The organism is Frigidibacter sp. RF13 (assembly GCF_026626305.1).
Lineage (GTDB): Bacteria > Pseudomonadota > Alphaproteobacteria > Rhodobacterales > Rhodobacteraceae > TMP-24.
Genome location: NZ_JAPNUE010000008.1, coordinates 101,600 through 117,442 on the forward strand (window position 1 = coordinate 101,600; position 15,843 = coordinate 117,442).

The window sequence follows — 15,843 nt, forward strand, 5'->3', positions numbered from 1 at the left end:
GGCGCCACGCCAAGGCTTAGGGTGGCCGCGACCAGAAGGAGCGCCAATGACTGACCCTGCAACGCCGGAACAGACCTCCCTGCCTCTGCATGTGGTCGAAGAGTCGGCACTCGAAACATTCATGGGTGGGCTTGCCCCGGCGCACCGCGCCTGGGCGGAGGCCAGCCGCTTTACCGGCGCCCTTGGGCAGGTTCTCGTCCTGCCTGACGCGTCCGGCCGTCCGGAAGCCGCCGCTGTTGGTTACGGCAGTGTTGCGTCGAGGGCGCGCGGGCGGTTTCACCTTGCCGCCGCGGCGACAACGCTGCCCGAGGCCGACTGGCGGCTTGAGGGGCTCGCCGATCGGCGCGCGATCGAAGAAGAGGCGCTCGGCTGGCGCCTCGCCAGCTACCGGTTCGACCGCTACAAGGCGGCGAAACCGCCGCGCGCGCGCCTGCTCACGCCGCCGTCTGTCGATGGCGCGCGGCTAGATGCCATCGCGGCAGGCGAAAGTCTCACGCGCGATCTGATCAATACGCCCGCGTCCGACATGGGACCGGAGGATCTGGAAGCCGCTGTGGGCACCCTTGCAACGCGGCACGGCGCCTCGGTCGAGGTGACGGTCGGCGACGATCTTCAGGCCGCAAATTTCCCGATGATCCACGCCGTGGGCCGTGCCAGCCCCCGCGCGCCACGCCTGATCGACCTGCGCTGGGGCAGCGATGGCCCGACGCTGACGCTCGTCGGCAAGGGCGTCTGTTTCGACACCGGCGGGCTTAATATCAAGACCGGCGGCTTCATGAGCCTGATGAAGAAGGACATGGGCGGGGCGGCGACGGTGCTGGGGCTTGCCTCGATGATCATGGCGCTTGGGCTCAAACTGCGCCTGCGGGTGCTGATCCCAGCGGTCGAGAACGTGATCGCGGGTAATGCGCTGAAACCCAAAGACATTCTGAAAAGTCGCAAGGGCCTGACGGTCGAGGTCAACGACACAGATGCCGAGGGGCGGCTGGTGCTCGCCGATGCGCTGGCGCTTGCGGATGAGGAAAAGCCCGATCTCATCGTCTCGATGGCCACGCTCACTGGCGCGGCACGGGTGGCGGTCGGACCGGACCTTGCGCCCTTCTACAGCGATGACGAGCCGCTTGCCGCCGCCCTATCGGCGGCTGGCGCGCGGGTCGCGGACCCGGTCTGGCGCCTGCCGTTCTGGGCGCCCTATGACAGCGTGATCGAGCCCGATATTGCCGATCTCGACAATGCGCCGGGTTTCGGTTTCGCCGGGTCGATTACGGCGGCACTGTTCCTGCGCCGCTTCGTGACCGCTTGCCCGCGCTACGCACATTTCGACATCTATGGCTGGCAACCGACCGCTGCGCCCGCCCGCCCCAAGGGCGGCGTCGGCCAGGGCGCGCGCGCGCTTCTGGACGCGCTGCCCGGGGTTCTTGGGCTATGACGGACCGGCGGCTTCTTCCCGCCAACGGCCGGGTGGCCCATGTCTCGCTGCGCGGCCGGGTCGAGGCCGCGGCCTTCGTCGATGGCGAAGCGGCACGGGTCACGGCACCGCTTACCGACCTTCTGGCCCGACCCGGCGGGCAACGCGACAGGCAGGTCCTGCGCGGCGACGGCCTGACGGTGCTTGAAAGGAAGGAGGGCCACGCGTTCGTTCAGGCCAGGAAGGATGGCTATTGCGGCTATGTCGCCGAAGCGGCGCTTGGCCCCGATCATGCGGTCACGCATTGGGTCAGCGCGCCCGCGACCCATCTCTACCCGGCAGCGGACATTAAACAGCGCGAGGTCGCGAGCCTCTCTTTCGGCGCGCAGCTTGAAATCGTTGGGGAAGAGGGGCGCTTTGCCCGCACCGCCGACGGACATCATGTGCCGCGCACTCATCTGCAACCGACCGGCGCACCGCTTGACGATCCGGCGGCGGTTGCCCTGCTATTCCTCGGAACCCCCTACCTCTGGGGCGGCAACTCGCGCGACGGGATCGATTGTTCGGGGCTCGTCCAGGCGGCGCTTCTCGCCTGCGGCCATGACTGCCCGGGCGATAGCGACCTGCAATGGGAGAGCGTCGGCCGGCGCCCGGACGAAGGTGCCCCGCTTCGACGCGGTGATCTGCTCTTCTGGCGTGGCCATGTCGCCATGGCGATGGATGGCGAGACGATGATCCACGCCAATGCCCATGCGATGGCAGTCACGCTGGAGCCGATCCGGGCGGCGAAGGAACGGATCCAGGCGGCGGAAGGCGACAACTGGCTCGGCGCGAAGCGCCTGTAGGAGCCGCTCATCGGGCCCTTGCGCGCCCTCTTCGCGCGAAGAGCGGCCCTTCCGCGAGGAGCCCCGTCAGGGGTGAGGAGCGGCCCGCAGTCCAGGTCAGACCGGCCGAATCAGCTTCCGCTCCAACGGGCTCAGCACGCCGGAAAGATCATGGCCGCGCTTCAACACCTGCCCGGTCATGCCGATCAGTGCATACATGCCCTGCCGGTTCCTCAGCCTCGGATGTTTCTCGATCCGGTAAAGCGGCGTCTCGGCGGTATGGCGGAAGACGGAAAAGACAGCGCAGTCGCGTAGGAAAGACATCGCATAATCGCGCCATTCCCCGGCCGCGACCATCCGTCCATAGAGCGAGAGGATCACGGAAAGCTCCGCCCGGTCAAAAGCGACCTGCTGCGGCAAGGCGGCGGAAAAGCGAAGGGGCGTCGGTTCCTGAACCGTCATGACCCGATGCTACCCGACCTGCGGCGCAAATCAAGCCTCGCCAGAAAGCAGAGACTTGCAGCATCCACCGCCGCCCGATTTCAGCCATGAAATGACCCGACGGAGGCCGCTTTCCCTCCCGCGAATCGCCGCGTTCGGGCTCGAATTTGTGATCAGCGAGAAACGCTAGGTTCCGGCGGAGCGGCCAACAGCCCCCACCCAGTTCGCCCCGTCGGAACCGTCCTCGCCCAGACCCCGCTTCGGCGGGGTCTTGATTTTTCCTGTCCCCGGCTCAGCCGCATTCAACAGCGCGGATCAGGCCATTGTCGTCGATAGCGATGTTGAGCCGTGTGGGGCTGAAATCCATCGTCACCGCCATGCCGGGCTTCAGGAACCGCGTTCCCGCCGGGAAGGTCATCGCAGCGAGCGCGCTTTCGGGCAGGCCCACCAGATGCTGCAGCCCGTCGGCGCCGCAACTTGCCGTCTCGGCCCGGCCCGGCATCGGGTCGGTATGTTTCTTCGGCTCCTCAGCCATGCAGGCCCCCATCGGTATCAGGAGTGCGGCGGCGAAAATGGCGCGCATCTGTCGTTCCTTTCCTTGCGCGAGCCCCCGGTTTGCGGGAGAGTCGCGGCAACCAGAATATCAGGGAGGCTGAGAATGAGAACCCGCGCCGCCGTCGCCGTTGCCGCCGGAAAACCGCTGGAAGTCATGGAGGTGAACCTCGAAGGGCCGAAGGCCGGCGAGGTGATGGTCGAGATCAAGGCCACCGGCATCTGCCATACTGACGAATTCACCCTTTCGGGGGCCGACCCCGAAGGGATGTTCCCCGCGATCCTCGGCCATGAGGGCGCGGGCGTGGTGGTCGAGGTCGGACCAGGCGTCACCAGCGTGAAGCCGGGCGACCATGTGATCCCGCTCTATACGCCGGAATGCCGGACCTGCCCCTCGTGCCTATCCCGCAAGACCAACCTCTGCACCTCGATCCGCGCCACGCAAGGCCAGGGTCTGATGCCGGATGGCACCTCGCGCTTTTCCATGCTCGATGGCACGCCAATCCTGCATTACATGGGCTGTTCGACCTTCTCGAACTATACCGTCCTGCCGGAGATCGCAGTGGCCAAGGTCCGCGAGGACGCGCCCTTCGACAAGATCTGCTATATCGGCTGCGGCGTCACCACCGGAATCGGCGCCGTGATCAATACCGCGAAGGTCGAGATAGGGGCCAAGGCCGTGGTCTTCGGCTTGGGCGGCATCGGTCTCAACGTGATCCAGGGCCTGCGCCTCGCGGGCGCCGACATGATCATCGGCGTCGATCTGAACCCGGCCAAGAAGCCGATGGCCGAACGGTTCGGCATGACCCATTTCGTCAACCCGGCGGAGGTCGAAGGAGATCTGGTCGCTCATCTCGTCAACATGACCAAGACGCCCTTCGACCAGATCGGCGGGGCGGATTATTCCTTCGACTGTACCGGCAACGTGAAGGTCATGCGTGCCGCGCTTGAATGCACCCATCGCGGCTGGGGCCAGTCGATCATCATCGGCGTCGCCCCCGCCGGTGCCACGATCGAAACGCGGCCCTTCCAGCTTGTGACCGGACGCGTCTGGAAAGGCACCGCCTTCGGCGGGGCGCGCGGCCGCACGGATGTGCCGAAGATCGTCGATTGGTACATGGAGGGCAAGATCGAGATCGACCCGATGATCACCCACTCGCTGACGCTCGACAATATCAACGAAGGCTTCGACCTCATGCACGCGGGCAAGTCGATCCGGTCGGTCGTGGTTTACTGATTGCTACTCGGGCGCTTTTCCCGGACAAGAGCGCGATCCCGTCGGCCTGCCTCATCCGCAGCAGGCCGACGCCGCCCTTACAGGAAGCCCCGATGCCTGCTGCCCCCCGCGACACACCTTTCCTTGCCGTCCTGATCGACGCCGACAATATCCCGGCGCGCCATGCGGCTGCGATCCTCGACGAGATCGCCTCCTATGGCGAACCCTCGCTTCGGCGGGTCTATGGCGACTGGTCAAGCTCGGCGCTTTCGCACTGGAAGGAACAGGCGCGGGATCTGGGGCTGGTCATGCATCAGCAGTCAGCCAACACCAAGGGCAAGAACGCCAGCGACATCGGCCTGGTGATTGATGCGATGGACATCCTGCACGCTGGCAAGGTCGACGGGTTCGTGCTCGTCTCGTCAGACAGCGATTTCACCCGCCTTGCCAGCCGCATCCGCGAAGACGGATTGCAGGTGATCGGCATCGGCGAGGGCAAGACGCCGGAATCGCTCAGGAAAGTCTGCAACCGCTTCGTGCTGATCGAGAATATCGTCTCAAGCGCTCCCGCCGTCGCGCCGAAGGGTGAAACGCGGCCGGAAAAGTCGCCCGAGGCCCCGGCAAGTCTCAAGGAACCGCCGACGCTGGCTATTCCGCTGATCCGCAATGCAATGAAGAAGATCGACCCCGATCAAGACGATTACGGATTGGGCCAGATCGGCCAGGCTTTGAGCCAACTCTATCCCGATTTCGACAGCCGCACCTACGGGGTGGCGAAGCTGAAGGACCTGCTGGCAAAGACCGGCGCGTTTGAGCTGTTTCAGGACGAGCGGAAGGTCTGGCGGGTGCGCGACAAGGCCTGAGAGGAGCGCCTCAGCCGCGGTAGCGATAGGCGATCAGGCTTTCCTCCTTCATCTCGATCGAATAGCCGGGCCGTTCGGGCGGCATGTAGGCGGCGTTGCGGATCACGCAGGGGTCGAGGAAATGTTCGTGCAGATGGTCGACATATTCGACCACCCGGCCTTCGCGCGTGCCCGCGATGCAGAGATAATCGATCATGGCGAGATGCTGGACATATTCGCACAGGCCCACGCCGCCTGCATGCGGGCAGACCTTCAGCCCGTATTTCGCGGCCATCAGGAGAACCGCCAGCACTTCGTTCACGCCGCCCAAGCGGCAGGAATCGATCTGCACCACGTCGATCGCGCCCCGCATGATCAGCTGTTTGAAGACCACCCGGTTCTGGCACATCTCGCCCGTCGCCACCTGAACCGGTGCCACGCCCTCGCGGATGCGCCGGTGGCCCTCGATATCGTCGGGGCTCGTCGGCTCCTCGATGAACCAGGGTTTTGCGAAGGCGAGCTTACGGACCCAGTCGATAGCCTCGTCCACTTCCCAGACCTGATTGGCGTCGATCATCAGCTGCACGTCCGGACCGACCGCCTCGCGCGCGATGGTCAGGCGGCGGATGTCGTCCTGAAGGTCGCGGCCGACTTTCATCTTGATATGGCGGAACCCCGCATCGACCGCCTCGCGGCACAGGCGGCGGAGCTTCTCGTCGCCATAACCGAGCCAGCCAGCCGAGGTCGTGTAGCAGGGGTAACCCTCGCGCATCAGCGTCGCCATTCGCTCCGCCTTGCCTTCGGCCGCGCGGGTCAGGAAATCCAGCGCCCATTCGGGCGTGATGCAGTCGGTCAGATAGCGGAAGTCGATGCAACGCACGAGCTCGGCGGGCGACATGTCGGCGACAAGCCGCCAGACCGGCTTGCCCTCGATCTTGGCCCAAAGGTCCCAGACGGCGTTGACGACCGCCGCCGTCGCCAGATGGATCGCCCCCTTGTCCGGCCCGATCCACCTGAGCTGGCTGTCGCCGGTGACATGGCGCCAGAAGCGCCCCATGTCTTCGGCGACCCAACCCATGTCGAGGCCGACGACAAGATGTTCCATCGCCTTGATCGCGGCGCAGCAAACCTCGTTGCCACGCCCGATGGTGAAGGTCAGGCCGTGGCCTTCGTGCGGGCCATCGGTGGACAGGATCACATAGGCCGCCGAATAGTCCGGGTCGGGGTTCATCGCATCCGAACCGTCCAGATGCTGCGAGGTCGGGAAACGGACGTCGAGAACCCTGAGCCCGGTGATTTTGGTCATGCCCGCACCACCTTCTGCGTCTGGGTGCCCAGGCCTTCGATCCCCAGCCGCATCACCTCGCCGCCCTTCAGATAGACCGGCGGCTTCTGGCCCATGCCCACACCCGGCGGCGTACCGGTCGAGATCACGTCGCCGGGCTGCAGCGACATGAACTGGCTGACGTAGTGGATGAGGAACGGGACCTTGTAGACCATCGTCGCTGTCGTGCCGTTCTGGAAGCGGCGGCCGTCGACCTCCAGCCACATCTTCAGCGCGTCAATGTCGCCCGCCTCGTCCGGCGACACCAGCCATGGGCCAAGAGGCCCGAACGTATCGCAGCCCTTGCCCTTGTCCCATGTGCCCGCGCGGTTCATCTGATAGTCGCGCTCGCTGACGTCGTTGGCGACCGCATAGCCCGCAATGTGCGATAGCGCGTCAGCCTCGTCGATATAGCGCCCGCCCTTGCCGATCACGACGGCAAGCTCCACCTCCCAGTCGGTCTTTTCCGATCCGCGCGGGATTTCGACATCGTCATCCGGCCCGACGATGGCCGAGGTCCATTTGTTGAAGATGACTGGCTCGGGTGGCACCGGCAGGTTACTTTCGGCGGCATGGTCGGCATAGTTCAGCCCGATGCAGATGAACTTTCCCACCGCGCCCACGCAGGGACCGAGGCGCAGGTCCTTCTGCGGCACACCCGGTACGGCCGGCAGGGTCGAAGGATCCAGCGCCGCAAGTTTCGAAAGCGTCTCGGGCAGAAGTGCCGCGCCAGCGATATCTGCCACATGGGCGGACAGGTCGCGCACCCGGCCCCCGCCGTCCAGAAGCCCCGGTCTTTCCTGCCCCTTCGGGCCGTAACGCAGAAGTTTCATCTCATCCCCTCAGATCGTGACGCCGCCATCCACCAAGGATGCCTGCCCGGTGACAAAACGCGATTCCGCCGACAGAAGGAAGACTACCATGGGCGAGATATCCTCGACCGTCGCGAGCCGCCCCATGGGCTGACGGGCGATGAAATCCTTCTCGGCCTGCAACGGATCGGCGGCCTGTGCAATCCGGCCGCGCAAGGACGGCGTATCGACCGTGCCGGGGCAGAGCGCATTGCAGCGCAGCCCCTGTTTCACGAAATCGGCGGCGATGGATTTCGTCAGCCCGATCACCGCGGCCTTGGTCGCGCCGTAGACACAGCGGTTGGGGAAGCCTTTGATCGAGGAGGCCATCGAGGCCATGTTGAGAATCGCCGCATCGCCGGTTTCACGCGCTCGGTTCAGCATGCCGGGCAGGAAAGCGCGGGTCATGCGGAACATCGATGTGACGTTCAGATCGAACGAAAAGTCCCATTCGGCATCCGATATCTCCATCACCGTGCCATGATGAACGAAGCCCGCGCAGTTGAAGAGCCCGTCGAGGGGCGGCAACCGCGCCGCAAGCGTCCGCACCTGCGCATCGTCACGCACGTCAAGCACGGCGGTCTCGATCCCCGGCACCTCTGCACCCAGAGTGCCGATCGTCCCGGCATTCACATCGGTCGCGATCACCCGCGCGCCTTCTCGGGCGCAGGCGATGGCGCTGGCGCGGCCGATCCCCTGCCCCGCCGCGGTGATCAGGATGGTTCGGTTCTGAAGGCGCATGGAATCGGACTCCGGCAACTGGCATGTCAGCTTGCACCCTGACGGGAAGCCTCGGGGGAGACAAGCCGAAACTAACATGTTAGTTAGACGCATCGCCACCGGAACCGCAAGAACCCGCCTTGCCGCCGCCCGGGCTTTGTGCAACCCCTTGGCGAAACCAGCAGTCAGGTGCCCCATGATCCCGGTTTTCGACGGCCACAACGATATTCTCTTGCGCTTTCATCGCGACCCGCGCGCGCGCGACGCGATCTGGTCGGGTGCTGAGGGCAAGGGTCACCTCGACCTGCCGCGGATGAAGGCGGGCGGTTTTGTTGGCGGGTTCTTCGCCGTCTATATCCCCTCACCCGCCGACGCCGAGGCGCTCGATTTCGCGGCGATGGACCGGCTGATGGAGAACCCGCCTTTCGCGCTGCCGCTACCTGCGCCAATTCCCTGCGCCGCAGCGCAGCCTGTCGCGCTCGACATGGCGGGCCATCTGATGGCGCTGGAGCGGACGGGGACGCTGCAGATTTGCCGGACCGTCGCCGATATCCGCGCCGCGATGGCTGCGGGCCGGATCGCCGCGATCCTGCATATGGAGGGCGCGGAGGCGATCGACGAAGACCTGCTGACGCTCGACCTCTGGCATGCGGCGGGCCTTCGCTCGATCGGCCCGGTCTGGTCGCGCCCCACCGCCTTCGGCCATGGCGTGCCCTTCAAGTTCCCGGGCTCGCCCGATACCGGCCCCGGCCTGACCGAGGCGGGCAAGCGGCTGGTCCGCGAATGCAACCGGCTGAGGATCATGATCGACCTCAGCCATATGAACGAGGCAGGTTTCAACGATGTGGCGGCGCTGTCGGACGCGCCGCTGGTCGCCACCCATTCGAATGCCCACGCGGTCACGCCTTCGACCCGCAATCTGACCGACCGGCAATTGGCGATGATCGCCGATAGCGACGGAATGGTCGGGCTGAACTATGCGACCGTTTTCCTGAACCCCGAAGGCAAGCGCACGCCCTTCAAGGGTTGGGACCCGGTGCTGCGCCATCTCGACCATCTGCTGGGTAAGCTCGGCGAGGATCGCGTGGGGCTCGGCTCCGATTTCGACGGGGCGGAAATGCCTGCCGATCTGGGCGATGTGGCGGGTCAGCCCCGGCTTCTGGAGGCACTCGGCGCCCACGGCTACGACGAGGCGCTCTTGCGGAAGATCGCCCATGAAAACTGGCTGGCGCTTTTGACCCGCACCTGGGGCGGCTGATGGCGCTCCAGCGGCTTGATAACCGCGCGGCCCGGCGTCTGTTCCTGGATCGTCACGCGCTGGCTGAACAACCGACCGGCCCTGCGAAGGGTGAAGACCTTCTGGCGCTGATCAAACGGCTTGGCTTCGTGCAGGTCGACAGCGTCAATACCGTCGAGCGCGCCCATCATATGATCCTCTGGGCACGGCGACAGAGTTACCGGCCCAAAAATCTCAAACCGCTTCTTGAGCGGGACCGCGTCCTTTTCGAACATTGGACGCACGATGCGTCGGTCATCCCGACCGATTTCCTGCGCTATTGGCACCATCGGTTCAGCCATAACCATGCGACAATCCCCGAGCGCTGGAAGGATTGGCAGGGAACAGCCTTTCGCGAGAAGGTCGATGTTCTCCTCGCGCAGATACGCGAACGCGGCGCCGTCTCGACCAGCGACGTCGGCGAGGACGAGGCGCGCGCCTCGGGCGGCTGGTGGGACTGGAACCCCACGAAGGCGGCGCTGGAATATCTCTGGCATTCGGGGCGGCTTGCCGTCTGCCATCGCGACGGGTTCACGAAACACTATGACCTTGCCGAACGCGTCTATCCGGCATGCGATGCGCCATCGCGCGAGGAGACCGTGGACTGGGCCTGCCGCGAGGCGCTTCTGCGCCTCGGCTTCGGCACGAGCGGCGAGATTGCCGCCTTCTGGGCCAAGGTGACGCCGGAGGAGGCGAAGGCATGGTGCGCGTCGGCGCTGAAGCGGGGCGAGATCGAGGAGGTGCTGATCGACGGCGCCGACAGCGCCGCGCGGCGATCCTTCGCTTTCCCGGGCCTTGCCGAATCTGCCGCTACGGCACCCGTGCCGCCTGACCGGCTGCGGGTGCTCTCGCCCTTCGATCCGGCGCTGCGAGACCGCAAGCGGGCGGTCCGTCTCTTCGGTTTCGACTATCGGATCGAGATCTTCGTTCCCGCCGCGAAACGGCGCTACGGCTATTATGTCTTTCCGCTTCTGGAAGGCGACAGACTGGTCGGGCGGATCGACATGAAATGCGCGCGCGCCGAAGAATCTCTTGTTATTTCAGCGCTTTGGCCCGAGAAAGGCTTCCGTTTCGGCAAAGGCCGCATTGCACGGCTAGAGGCAGAGCTTGAACGGCTCGGCCGTTTCACCGGCTGCCCGACGCTGCGGTTTCAGGAGGGCTGGCTCAGGGATGAAAAGGTTTTGTAACAGAAATGTAACAGCCCCGTTGCAAGTCGCCCGAAACCGGGGTTAGGTAGGTCAGCTTTTCTCCGGCGCTTCGCAAATCTGTCATGCGGGACCGGTAAGGCGAACGGGAGTCCGATCAACGGACCCAGACCTCACAACGGGAGCACATATGATGTCCAAGAAGATGGTCCTTTCGGCGAGCATCGCCGCGCTTCTCGCCTCGACGGCGATGGTGCAGGCCGATGCGATGGCCGATCTGGAGGCCGCCGCCAAGGCCGAAGGCATGCTGACGACCATCGCCCTGCCGCACAGCTGGTGCGGCTATGGCGATGTGATTGCCGGCTTCAAGGCCAAATATCCGGAAATCGCCGTCAACGAACTGAACCCCGACGCGGGTTCGGCCGATGAGGTTGAGGCGATCAAGGCCAACAAGGGCAATACCGGCCCGCAGGCGCCCGACGTCGTCGACGTTGGCCTCGCATTCGGGCCGTCGATGAAGGACGAAGGCCTGCTGCAGCCCTACAAGGTCTCGACCTGGGACGAGATCCCCGACAGCATCAAGGATGCCGACGGTTACTGGTATGGCGACTATTACGGCGTGATGTCCTTCATCGTGAACAAGGACCTCGTCGCCAACACCCCGGCCGACTGGGCCGACCTCCTGAAGCCCGAATATGCCGGTCAGGTCGCGCTTGCGGGCGATCCGCGCGCTTCGAACCAGGCGATCCTCGGCGTTCTTGCCGCCGGCCTGTCGAAGGGTGCCGCTGCCGGTGAAGCCGCCGGCAATGCTGGCCTTGAATATTTCGCCGAACTGAACAAGGCGGGCAACTTCGTCCCGGTCATCGGCAAGGCGGGCACGATTGCCCAGGGCGCGACCCCGATCACCATCGCCTGGGACTATAACGCGCTCGCTTGGGCCGACGAACTGGCCGGCAACCCGCCGGTCGAGATCGTGGTTCCGTCGACCGGTGTCCTGGCCGGCGTCTATGTGCAGGGCATCTCGGCCTATGCACCGCACCCGAACGCGGCGAAGCTGTGGATGGAGTACCTCTATTCGGACGAAGGCCAGAACCTGTGGCTGAAGGGCTACTGCCACCCGGCGCGCTTCAACGCGATGTCGGCGGCGGGCAAGCTGGACGCTGCGGCGATGGAAAAGCTGCCGCCGGCCGCGTCCTACGAGGCCGCCTACTTCCCGACGCTCGACGAGGTGAACGCCAACAAGGCCGCTGTCACCGGTGGCTGGGATAGCGTCGTCGGCGCCAACGTCCAGTAACAGGCCATAGCCTGACAATCGCCCCGGCCCGGACCTTTCCGGGCCGGGGTTGCCATAACAAGAATTCCGACCAACTCGGACCTCACCTCGACCGGGACATATCCTTCATGACCGACACCGCCCCCGCCAGACCAGCGCGGCCGCGGCGCCTGCCCCTGACATGGGTAGGTCTAGCGCCATTCGCGATCTTCGCGCTTCTGTTCCTGATCCTGCCCACGATGAATATTGTGATCGGCGCGTTTCAGACACGCGACGGGTCCTTCACCCTGCAGAACCTGCGCGACCTCGGCACCGGCACGATCCCTTCCTCCTACTGGATCTCGGTGAAGATCTCGCTCGCCTCGTCGCTACTGGGCTGCCTGATCGGCTTTGGCATGGCGGCGGCGGTGACCTTCGGCGCGGTCCCGCGCTTCATCCGCGGTCCGCTGATGACCTTTTCCGGCGTCGCCTCGAACTTCGCGGGTGTGCCCTTGGCCTTTGCCTTTCTCGCGACCTTCGGGCCAGTTGGCCTGATCACGCTGTTCCTGAAGAACAATTTCGGTATCGTTCTGCAACGCGACCTCGGCTTTTCGATCCTCAGCTTCTGGGGCCTGACGGTCACTTACCTCTTCTTCCAAATCCCGCTGATGATCCTCATCATCACCCCCGCGCTCGAAGGGCTGAAGAAGGAATGGCGCGAGGCGGCATCCGTCCTCGGCGCGACCAGCCTGCAATATTGGCGGATGGTGGCGCTGCCCATTCTCTTCCCCTCGCTCTTGGGCACTTTTGCGCTTCTCTTCGCCAACGCCTTCGGCGCGGTCGCCACCGCCATCGCCCTGACGGGCTCGGCCTTGAACATCGTACCGATCCAGCTTTTCGCGCAGATCAGGGGTGACGTCCTTGGCAACCCTAACCTCGGTTATGCACTGGCCTTCGGCATGATCGTCGTCACCGGCATTGCCAATGTCCTTTACATCTGGCTGCGTATCCGCGCCGAGAGGTGGCTGAAATGAGCCTCTATGCCCGACTCACCGGCTGGATCGTCCTCCTCTTCGGCCTTCTCTATTTCTTCCTGCCGCTTCTCGGCCTTTTCGAGTTTTCGCTGAAGGCGCGGCGCGGGGTCTATTCCCTGGATGCCTATACCAAGATCATCGGCGATGCGGAGTTTCAGGCGACCTTCGGCTATTCCGTTGTCATGGCGCTGGTGACCATTATCATGGGGGTCCTTCTGGTCGTGCCTACCGCTTTCTGGGTCAGGCTGAAGATGCCCTGGGCCCGGCCGTACGTGGAATTCATCACGCTCCTGCCACTCGTCATTCCCGCGATCGTCATCGTTTTCGGTTACATCCGGCTCTATAATACGTCGAGTTGGCTGCCGATGACCGGATCGACCATGGGCACCAACCTGCTTCTGGCCTTTGGCTACACAACGCTGGCGCTGCCCTACATGTACCGCGCGGTCGATACCGGGCTTCGCACGATCGACGTGGCCACCCTGACAGAGGCCGCGCAATCGCTCGGCGCCGGTTGGATCACGATCCTCTCGCGCGTCATCCTGCCGAACGTGCTGGTCGCGGTCCTCTCCGGCGCTTTCCTGACATTTGCCATCGTCATCGGCGAATTCACCCTGGCAGCCCTCCTCGACCGTCCGGCCTTCGGCCCCTATCTGCAACGCATCGGGGCGAACAAGCCCTATGAGCCCTTCGCGCTTTCGGTGATTGCCTTCGCCATCACCTGGGTCTGCATGGGTCTCATCCAGCTTGTCACCCGGTTCTCCAAACATACGAAAGCGGCACGCTGATGGCCTTCCTTGAAATCGAACATCTGGAAAAAAGCTTCGGCGCCACCCGCGTCGTGAAGGATTTCAACCTTTCCGTCGAGAAGGGAGAGTTCATCTCGCTTCTCGGGCCCTCGGGCTGCGGCAAGACCACCGTCCTGAGGATGGTCGCGGGGTTCGAGACGCCGACTTCGGGCAGTATCCGCATCGACGGCAAGGATGTGGTGAGCCTCAAGCCCAACCAGCGCAATATCGGCATGGTTTTTCAGGCCTATGCCTTGTTCCCGAACCTGACCGTTTCCCAGAACGTCGCCTTCGGGCTGAAGGTCGCGGGCGTCGACCGGGCGGAAAGCGACAAGCGCGTGACCGAGATGCTGTCGCTGATCGGCCTGCCCGACCTTGGCAACCGCTATCCGTTCCAGCTGTCGGGCGGCCAGCAGCAGCGCGTGGCGCTGGCTCGCGCGCTGGCGCCGCGCCCGCGTGTGCTTTTGCTCGACGAGCCGCTTTCGGCGCTCGATGCCAAGATCCGGGTTTCCCTGCGTGAAGAGATGCGCGCGATCCAGCAGCGGCTGGGGATCACCACGATCTTCGTCACGCACGATCAGGAAGAAGCCTTGTCGATGTCCGACCGGGTGGTGGTGATGCATCAGGGTATCGCCGACCAGGTCGGCACACCGCTGGAAATCTACAACCGCCCAACCACGCGGTTCGTGGCAAATTTCGTCGGAACGCTGAATGTCATGGAAGCCGAGGTCGTCGACCCGGCGACCGGTCGCGTGAAGATCGGCGGGCAGGAGATCACGCTTGGCCGCGCCGTCCCGCCGGGCAGGATCACCCTCGGCTCGCGGCCCGAGATGATCAGCCTTGGCGCCCGACAGGGCCGGGAGACCGCACTAAAGGGCACGATCACCGAGGTTCATTTCCTTGGTTCGGTCATCCGGGGCCGCGCGTCCGTCGGCAAGGATGTGGTTTCCTTCGACATGTTCAACGATACCGGCCGCGCGCCGCCGAAGGTCGGCGAAGAGGTTTCGCTGTCGGTCGCGGGTCAGGACCTGCTGGTGATCGGCGACTGAGCCCGTTTGCGACATGAAGCGCCGCCGCCGGATCAGATATCCGGCCCGGCGGCGCCGATCCTGCCCCGAAAGGTGATCCGGGGGGACATGTGTCGGGGTTTTCCTATCGGCAGGGCGCGGTGCTGGTTCTGGGCGCCGGGTTCATCTGGTCGCTCAACGGCCTTCTTCTGCGTATCGTCGGCGACGCGGGTACCTGGCAGGTGCTCTTCTACCGCTCGCTCGGCATGGTGCCGGTCCTGTTCCTGTGGATCCACCAAAGGTCCGGCGGCCGGCCCTTTGCCATGATCCGCGCCGGGGGGCCTGCTGTCCTCGCGGGCGGGCTCGGCCTCGTCCTCGCTTTCGCGGGCGCGATCTACTCGATGCAAACCACTACCATCGCCAATGCGGTCTTTCTCTTCGCCGCAGCGCCATTACTGACGGCGGCTTTCGCCTGGCCGGTCTTGGGCGAGCGGGTTGGCCCCGGCACCTGGGCCGCCATCGCAGTCGCCTCGGTCGGGGTCTTCGTAATGGTGCGCGAGGGGCTCGCGCTTGGCGAAGGGATGGGCAATATCGCAGCCCTCGGTTCCGCTGCCGGGTTTTCAGCCTTCACGCTCACGCTCCGCAAGGCGCGGCTGAGCGAGATGACACCCGCCGTCCTGACCGGCGCCTGTCTCGCCATTCTCGTGGCCGCAGCGGTTGTTTCACTGCGAGGCGAAAGCTTCGCTCTGCCGCTGCGCGGCTGGTCGGTCTCGATGCTCATGGGCGCCGTCACGATCTGCGGCGGCATGATCCTTTTCACTGCCGGAACCCGCGCCATCCCGGCCGCCGACGCGGGCCTTCTGGCTTTGGTCGAGGTGGTGCTCGCCCCGGTCTGGGTCTGGCTCTTCTGGAACGAAACCGTCAGCCGCGATACAGCACTCGGCGGTGCGATCCTGCTCGGGGCGCTCATCCTCAACGCTCTCTCCGGCCGCCATCGCCGCGCCTGACCCGGTTCTTCCCTTCACTGTGGTCCAAATATCCCGGGGGTGCGGGGGCAGCGCCCCCCCGACTTGCCGCCCCCGAAGAAACCCGGGCGCGCAAAAACCGCTTCGAGCCGCCCCCACCAGGCTTGCGTCTCGTCCCACGGAATAATCTCGGTCGCG

General features: G+C 64.9%; 16 protein-coding genes. 11 read left to right on the plus strand and 5 right to left on the minus strand.

Translation table 11 applies throughout. The features are described from left to right. The first annotated feature begins 46 nt into the window (after positions 1–46). Both OU426_RS14790 and OU426_RS14795 read left to right on the plus strand, forming a co-directional pair. Positions 47–1,429, plus strand: a complete 1,383-nt coding sequence (locus OU426_RS14790; protein ID WP_267634813.1) for a leucyl aminopeptidase family protein — start codon at positions 47–49, stop codon at positions 1,427–1,429. Further along, positions 1,426–2,253, plus strand: coding sequence for a C40 family peptidase (locus tag OU426_RS14795; protein WP_267634814.1), 828 nt, complete (start codon positions 1,426–1,428; stop codon positions 2,251–2,253). Before OU426_RS14790 ends, OU426_RS14795 begins: the two co-directional genes overlap by 4 nt. 96 nt (positions 2,254–2,349) lie before the next feature. Here the strand turns inward: OU426_RS14795 and OU426_RS14800 are convergent, their stop codons facing one another. Together OU426_RS14800 and OU426_RS14805 are read right to left on the minus strand one after the other, a co-directional pair. Further along, a complete protein-coding gene (locus OU426_RS14800; protein WP_267634815.1) occupies positions 2,350–2,694 on the minus strand; it encodes a DUF2794 domain-containing protein in 345 nt (114 codons plus the stop codon). A gap of 271 nt (positions 2,695–2,965) precedes the next feature. Beyond that, on the minus strand, positions 2,966–3,256 hold the full coding sequence (locus OU426_RS14805; RefSeq protein WP_267634816.1) for an I78 family peptidase inhibitor: 291 nt from the start codon (positions 3,254–3,256) through the stop codon (positions 2,966–2,968). A gap of 75 nt (positions 3,257–3,331) precedes the next feature. Between OU426_RS14805 and OU426_RS14810 the strand changes: the two genes are divergently transcribed. Next, on the plus strand, positions 3,332–4,462 hold the full coding sequence (locus OU426_RS14810) for an S-(hydroxymethyl)glutathione dehydrogenase/class III alcohol dehydrogenase (RefSeq protein WP_267634817.1): 1,131 nt from the start codon (positions 3,332–3,334) through the stop codon (positions 4,460–4,462). A 92-nt stretch (positions 4,463–4,554) separates the two neighbouring features. Next, entirely contained in the window at positions 4,555–5,304 is a 750-nt protein-coding gene (locus OU426_RS14815) for an NYN domain-containing protein (protein WP_267634818.1), read from the plus strand. A gap of 10 nt (positions 5,305–5,314) precedes the next feature. Here the strand turns inward: OU426_RS14815 and OU426_RS14820 are convergent, their stop codons facing one another. From OU426_RS14820 to OU426_RS14830, 3 genes are read right to left on the minus strand one after another with little or no spacing between them, the layout of a single operon-like run. Next, positions 5,315–6,589, minus strand: a complete 1,275-nt coding sequence (locus tag OU426_RS14820) for an L-fuconate dehydratase (protein WP_267634819.1) — start codon at positions 6,587–6,589, stop codon at positions 5,315–5,317. After that, positions 6,586–7,440, minus strand: coding sequence for a fumarylacetoacetate hydrolase family protein (locus tag OU426_RS14825; protein WP_267634820.1), 855 nt, complete (start codon positions 7,438–7,440; stop codon positions 6,586–6,588). The genes OU426_RS14820 and OU426_RS14825 overlap by 4 nt, the downstream gene beginning before the upstream one ends. A 9-nt stretch (positions 7,441–7,449) precedes the next feature. Continuing rightward, a complete protein-coding gene (locus OU426_RS14830) occupies positions 7,450–8,199 on the minus strand; it encodes an SDR family oxidoreductase (RefSeq protein ID WP_267634821.1) in 750 nt (249 codons plus the stop codon). Positions 8,200–8,374: 175 nt separating this feature from the next. Here OU426_RS14830 and OU426_RS14835 point away from each other — a divergent pair, with 175 nt between their 5' ends. The 7 genes from OU426_RS14835 to OU426_RS14865 all read left to right on the plus strand — a co-directional run bounded on the left by OU426_RS14835 (position 8,375) and on the right by OU426_RS14865 (position 15,687). Next, positions 8,375–9,436: a dipeptidase gene (locus OU426_RS14835; protein ID WP_267634822.1), complete on the plus strand. Its 1,062-nt coding sequence runs from the start codon at positions 8,375–8,377 to the stop codon at positions 9,434–9,436. Then, entirely contained in the window at positions 9,436–10,641 is a 1,206-nt protein-coding gene (locus OU426_RS14840; protein WP_267634823.1) for a winged helix-turn-helix domain-containing protein, read from the plus strand. The genes OU426_RS14835 and OU426_RS14840 overlap by 1 nt, the downstream gene beginning before the upstream one ends. 151 nt (positions 10,642–10,792) lie before the next feature. Further along, positions 10,793–11,893 (plus strand): ABC transporter substrate-binding protein, encoded by a 1,101-nt coding sequence (locus tag OU426_RS14845; protein WP_267634824.1) that lies wholly within the window; start codon positions 10,793–10,795, stop codon positions 11,891–11,893. A gap of 107 nt (positions 11,894–12,000) precedes the next feature. Beyond that, the gene (locus OU426_RS14850; protein ID WP_267634826.1) at positions 12,001–12,885 is read left to right on the plus strand and encodes an ABC transporter permease; all 885 of its coding nucleotides are present in this window, start codon (positions 12,001–12,003) and stop codon (positions 12,883–12,885) included. Then, a complete protein-coding gene (locus OU426_RS14855) occupies positions 12,882–13,673 on the plus strand; it encodes an ABC transporter permease (RefSeq protein WP_267634827.1) in 792 nt (263 codons plus the stop codon). Before OU426_RS14850 ends, OU426_RS14855 begins: the two co-directional genes overlap by 4 nt. Further along, positions 13,673–14,722 (plus strand): ABC transporter ATP-binding protein, encoded by a 1,050-nt coding sequence (locus tag OU426_RS14860; RefSeq protein WP_267634828.1) that lies wholly within the window; start codon positions 13,673–13,675, stop codon positions 14,720–14,722. The genes OU426_RS14855 and OU426_RS14860 overlap by 1 nt, the downstream gene beginning before the upstream one ends. Before the next feature lie 89 nt (positions 14,723–14,811). Then, complete coding sequence (locus OU426_RS14865) at positions 14,812–15,687, plus strand: DMT family transporter (RefSeq protein ID WP_267634829.1); 876 nt, start codon at positions 14,812–14,814, stop codon at positions 15,685–15,687. Positions 15,688–15,843: the final 156 nt, after the last annotated feature.

Coding starts and splice junctions, on each gene's coding strand:
- OU426_RS14790 (WP_267634813.1), top strand. CDS start 47: ATGACTGACCCTGCAACGCCGGAACAGACCTCCCTGCCTCTGCATGTG.
- OU426_RS14830 (WP_267634821.1), bottom strand. CDS start 8,199: ATGCGCCTTCAGAACCGAACCATCCTGATCACCGCGGCGGGGCAGGGG.
- OU426_RS14835 (WP_267634822.1), top strand. CDS start 8,375: ATGATCCCGGTTTTCGACGGCCACAACGATATTCTCTTGCGCTTTCAT.
- OU426_RS14815 (WP_267634818.1), top strand. CDS start 4,555: ATGCCTGCTGCCCCCCGCGACACACCTTTCCTTGCCGTCCTGATCGAC.
- OU426_RS14810 (WP_267634817.1), top strand. CDS start 3,332: ATGAGAACCCGCGCCGCCGTCGCCGTTGCCGCCGGAAAACCGCTGGAA.
- OU426_RS14845 (WP_267634824.1), top strand. CDS start 10,793: ATGTCCAAGAAGATGGTCCTTTCGGCGAGCATCGCCGCGCTTCTCGCC.
- OU426_RS14855 (WP_267634827.1), top strand. CDS start 12,882: ATGAGCCTCTATGCCCGACTCACCGGCTGGATCGTCCTCCTCTTCGGC.
- OU426_RS14850 (WP_267634826.1), top strand. CDS start 12,001: ATGACCGACACCGCCCCCGCCAGACCAGCGCGGCCGCGGCGCCTGCCC.
- OU426_RS14800 (WP_267634815.1), bottom strand. CDS start 2,694: ATGACGGTTCAGGAACCGACGCCCCTTCGCTTTTCCGCCGCCTTGCCG.
- OU426_RS14840 (WP_267634823.1), top strand. CDS start 9,436: ATGGCGCTCCAGCGGCTTGATAACCGCGCGGCCCGGCGTCTGTTCCTG.
- OU426_RS14860 (WP_267634828.1), top strand. CDS start 13,673: ATGGCCTTCCTTGAAATCGAACATCTGGAAAAAAGCTTCGGCGCCACC.
- OU426_RS14805 (WP_267634816.1), bottom strand. CDS start 3,256: ATGCGCGCCATTTTCGCCGCCGCACTCCTGATACCGATGGGGGCCTGC.
- OU426_RS14795 (WP_267634814.1), top strand. CDS start 1,426: ATGACGGACCGGCGGCTTCTTCCCGCCAACGGCCGGGTGGCCCATGTC.
- OU426_RS14820 (WP_267634819.1), bottom strand. CDS start 6,589: ATGACCAAAATCACCGGGCTCAGGGTTCTCGACGTCCGTTTCCCGACC.
- OU426_RS14825 (WP_267634820.1), bottom strand. CDS start 7,440: ATGAAACTTCTGCGTTACGGCCCGAAGGGGCAGGAAAGACCGGGGCTT.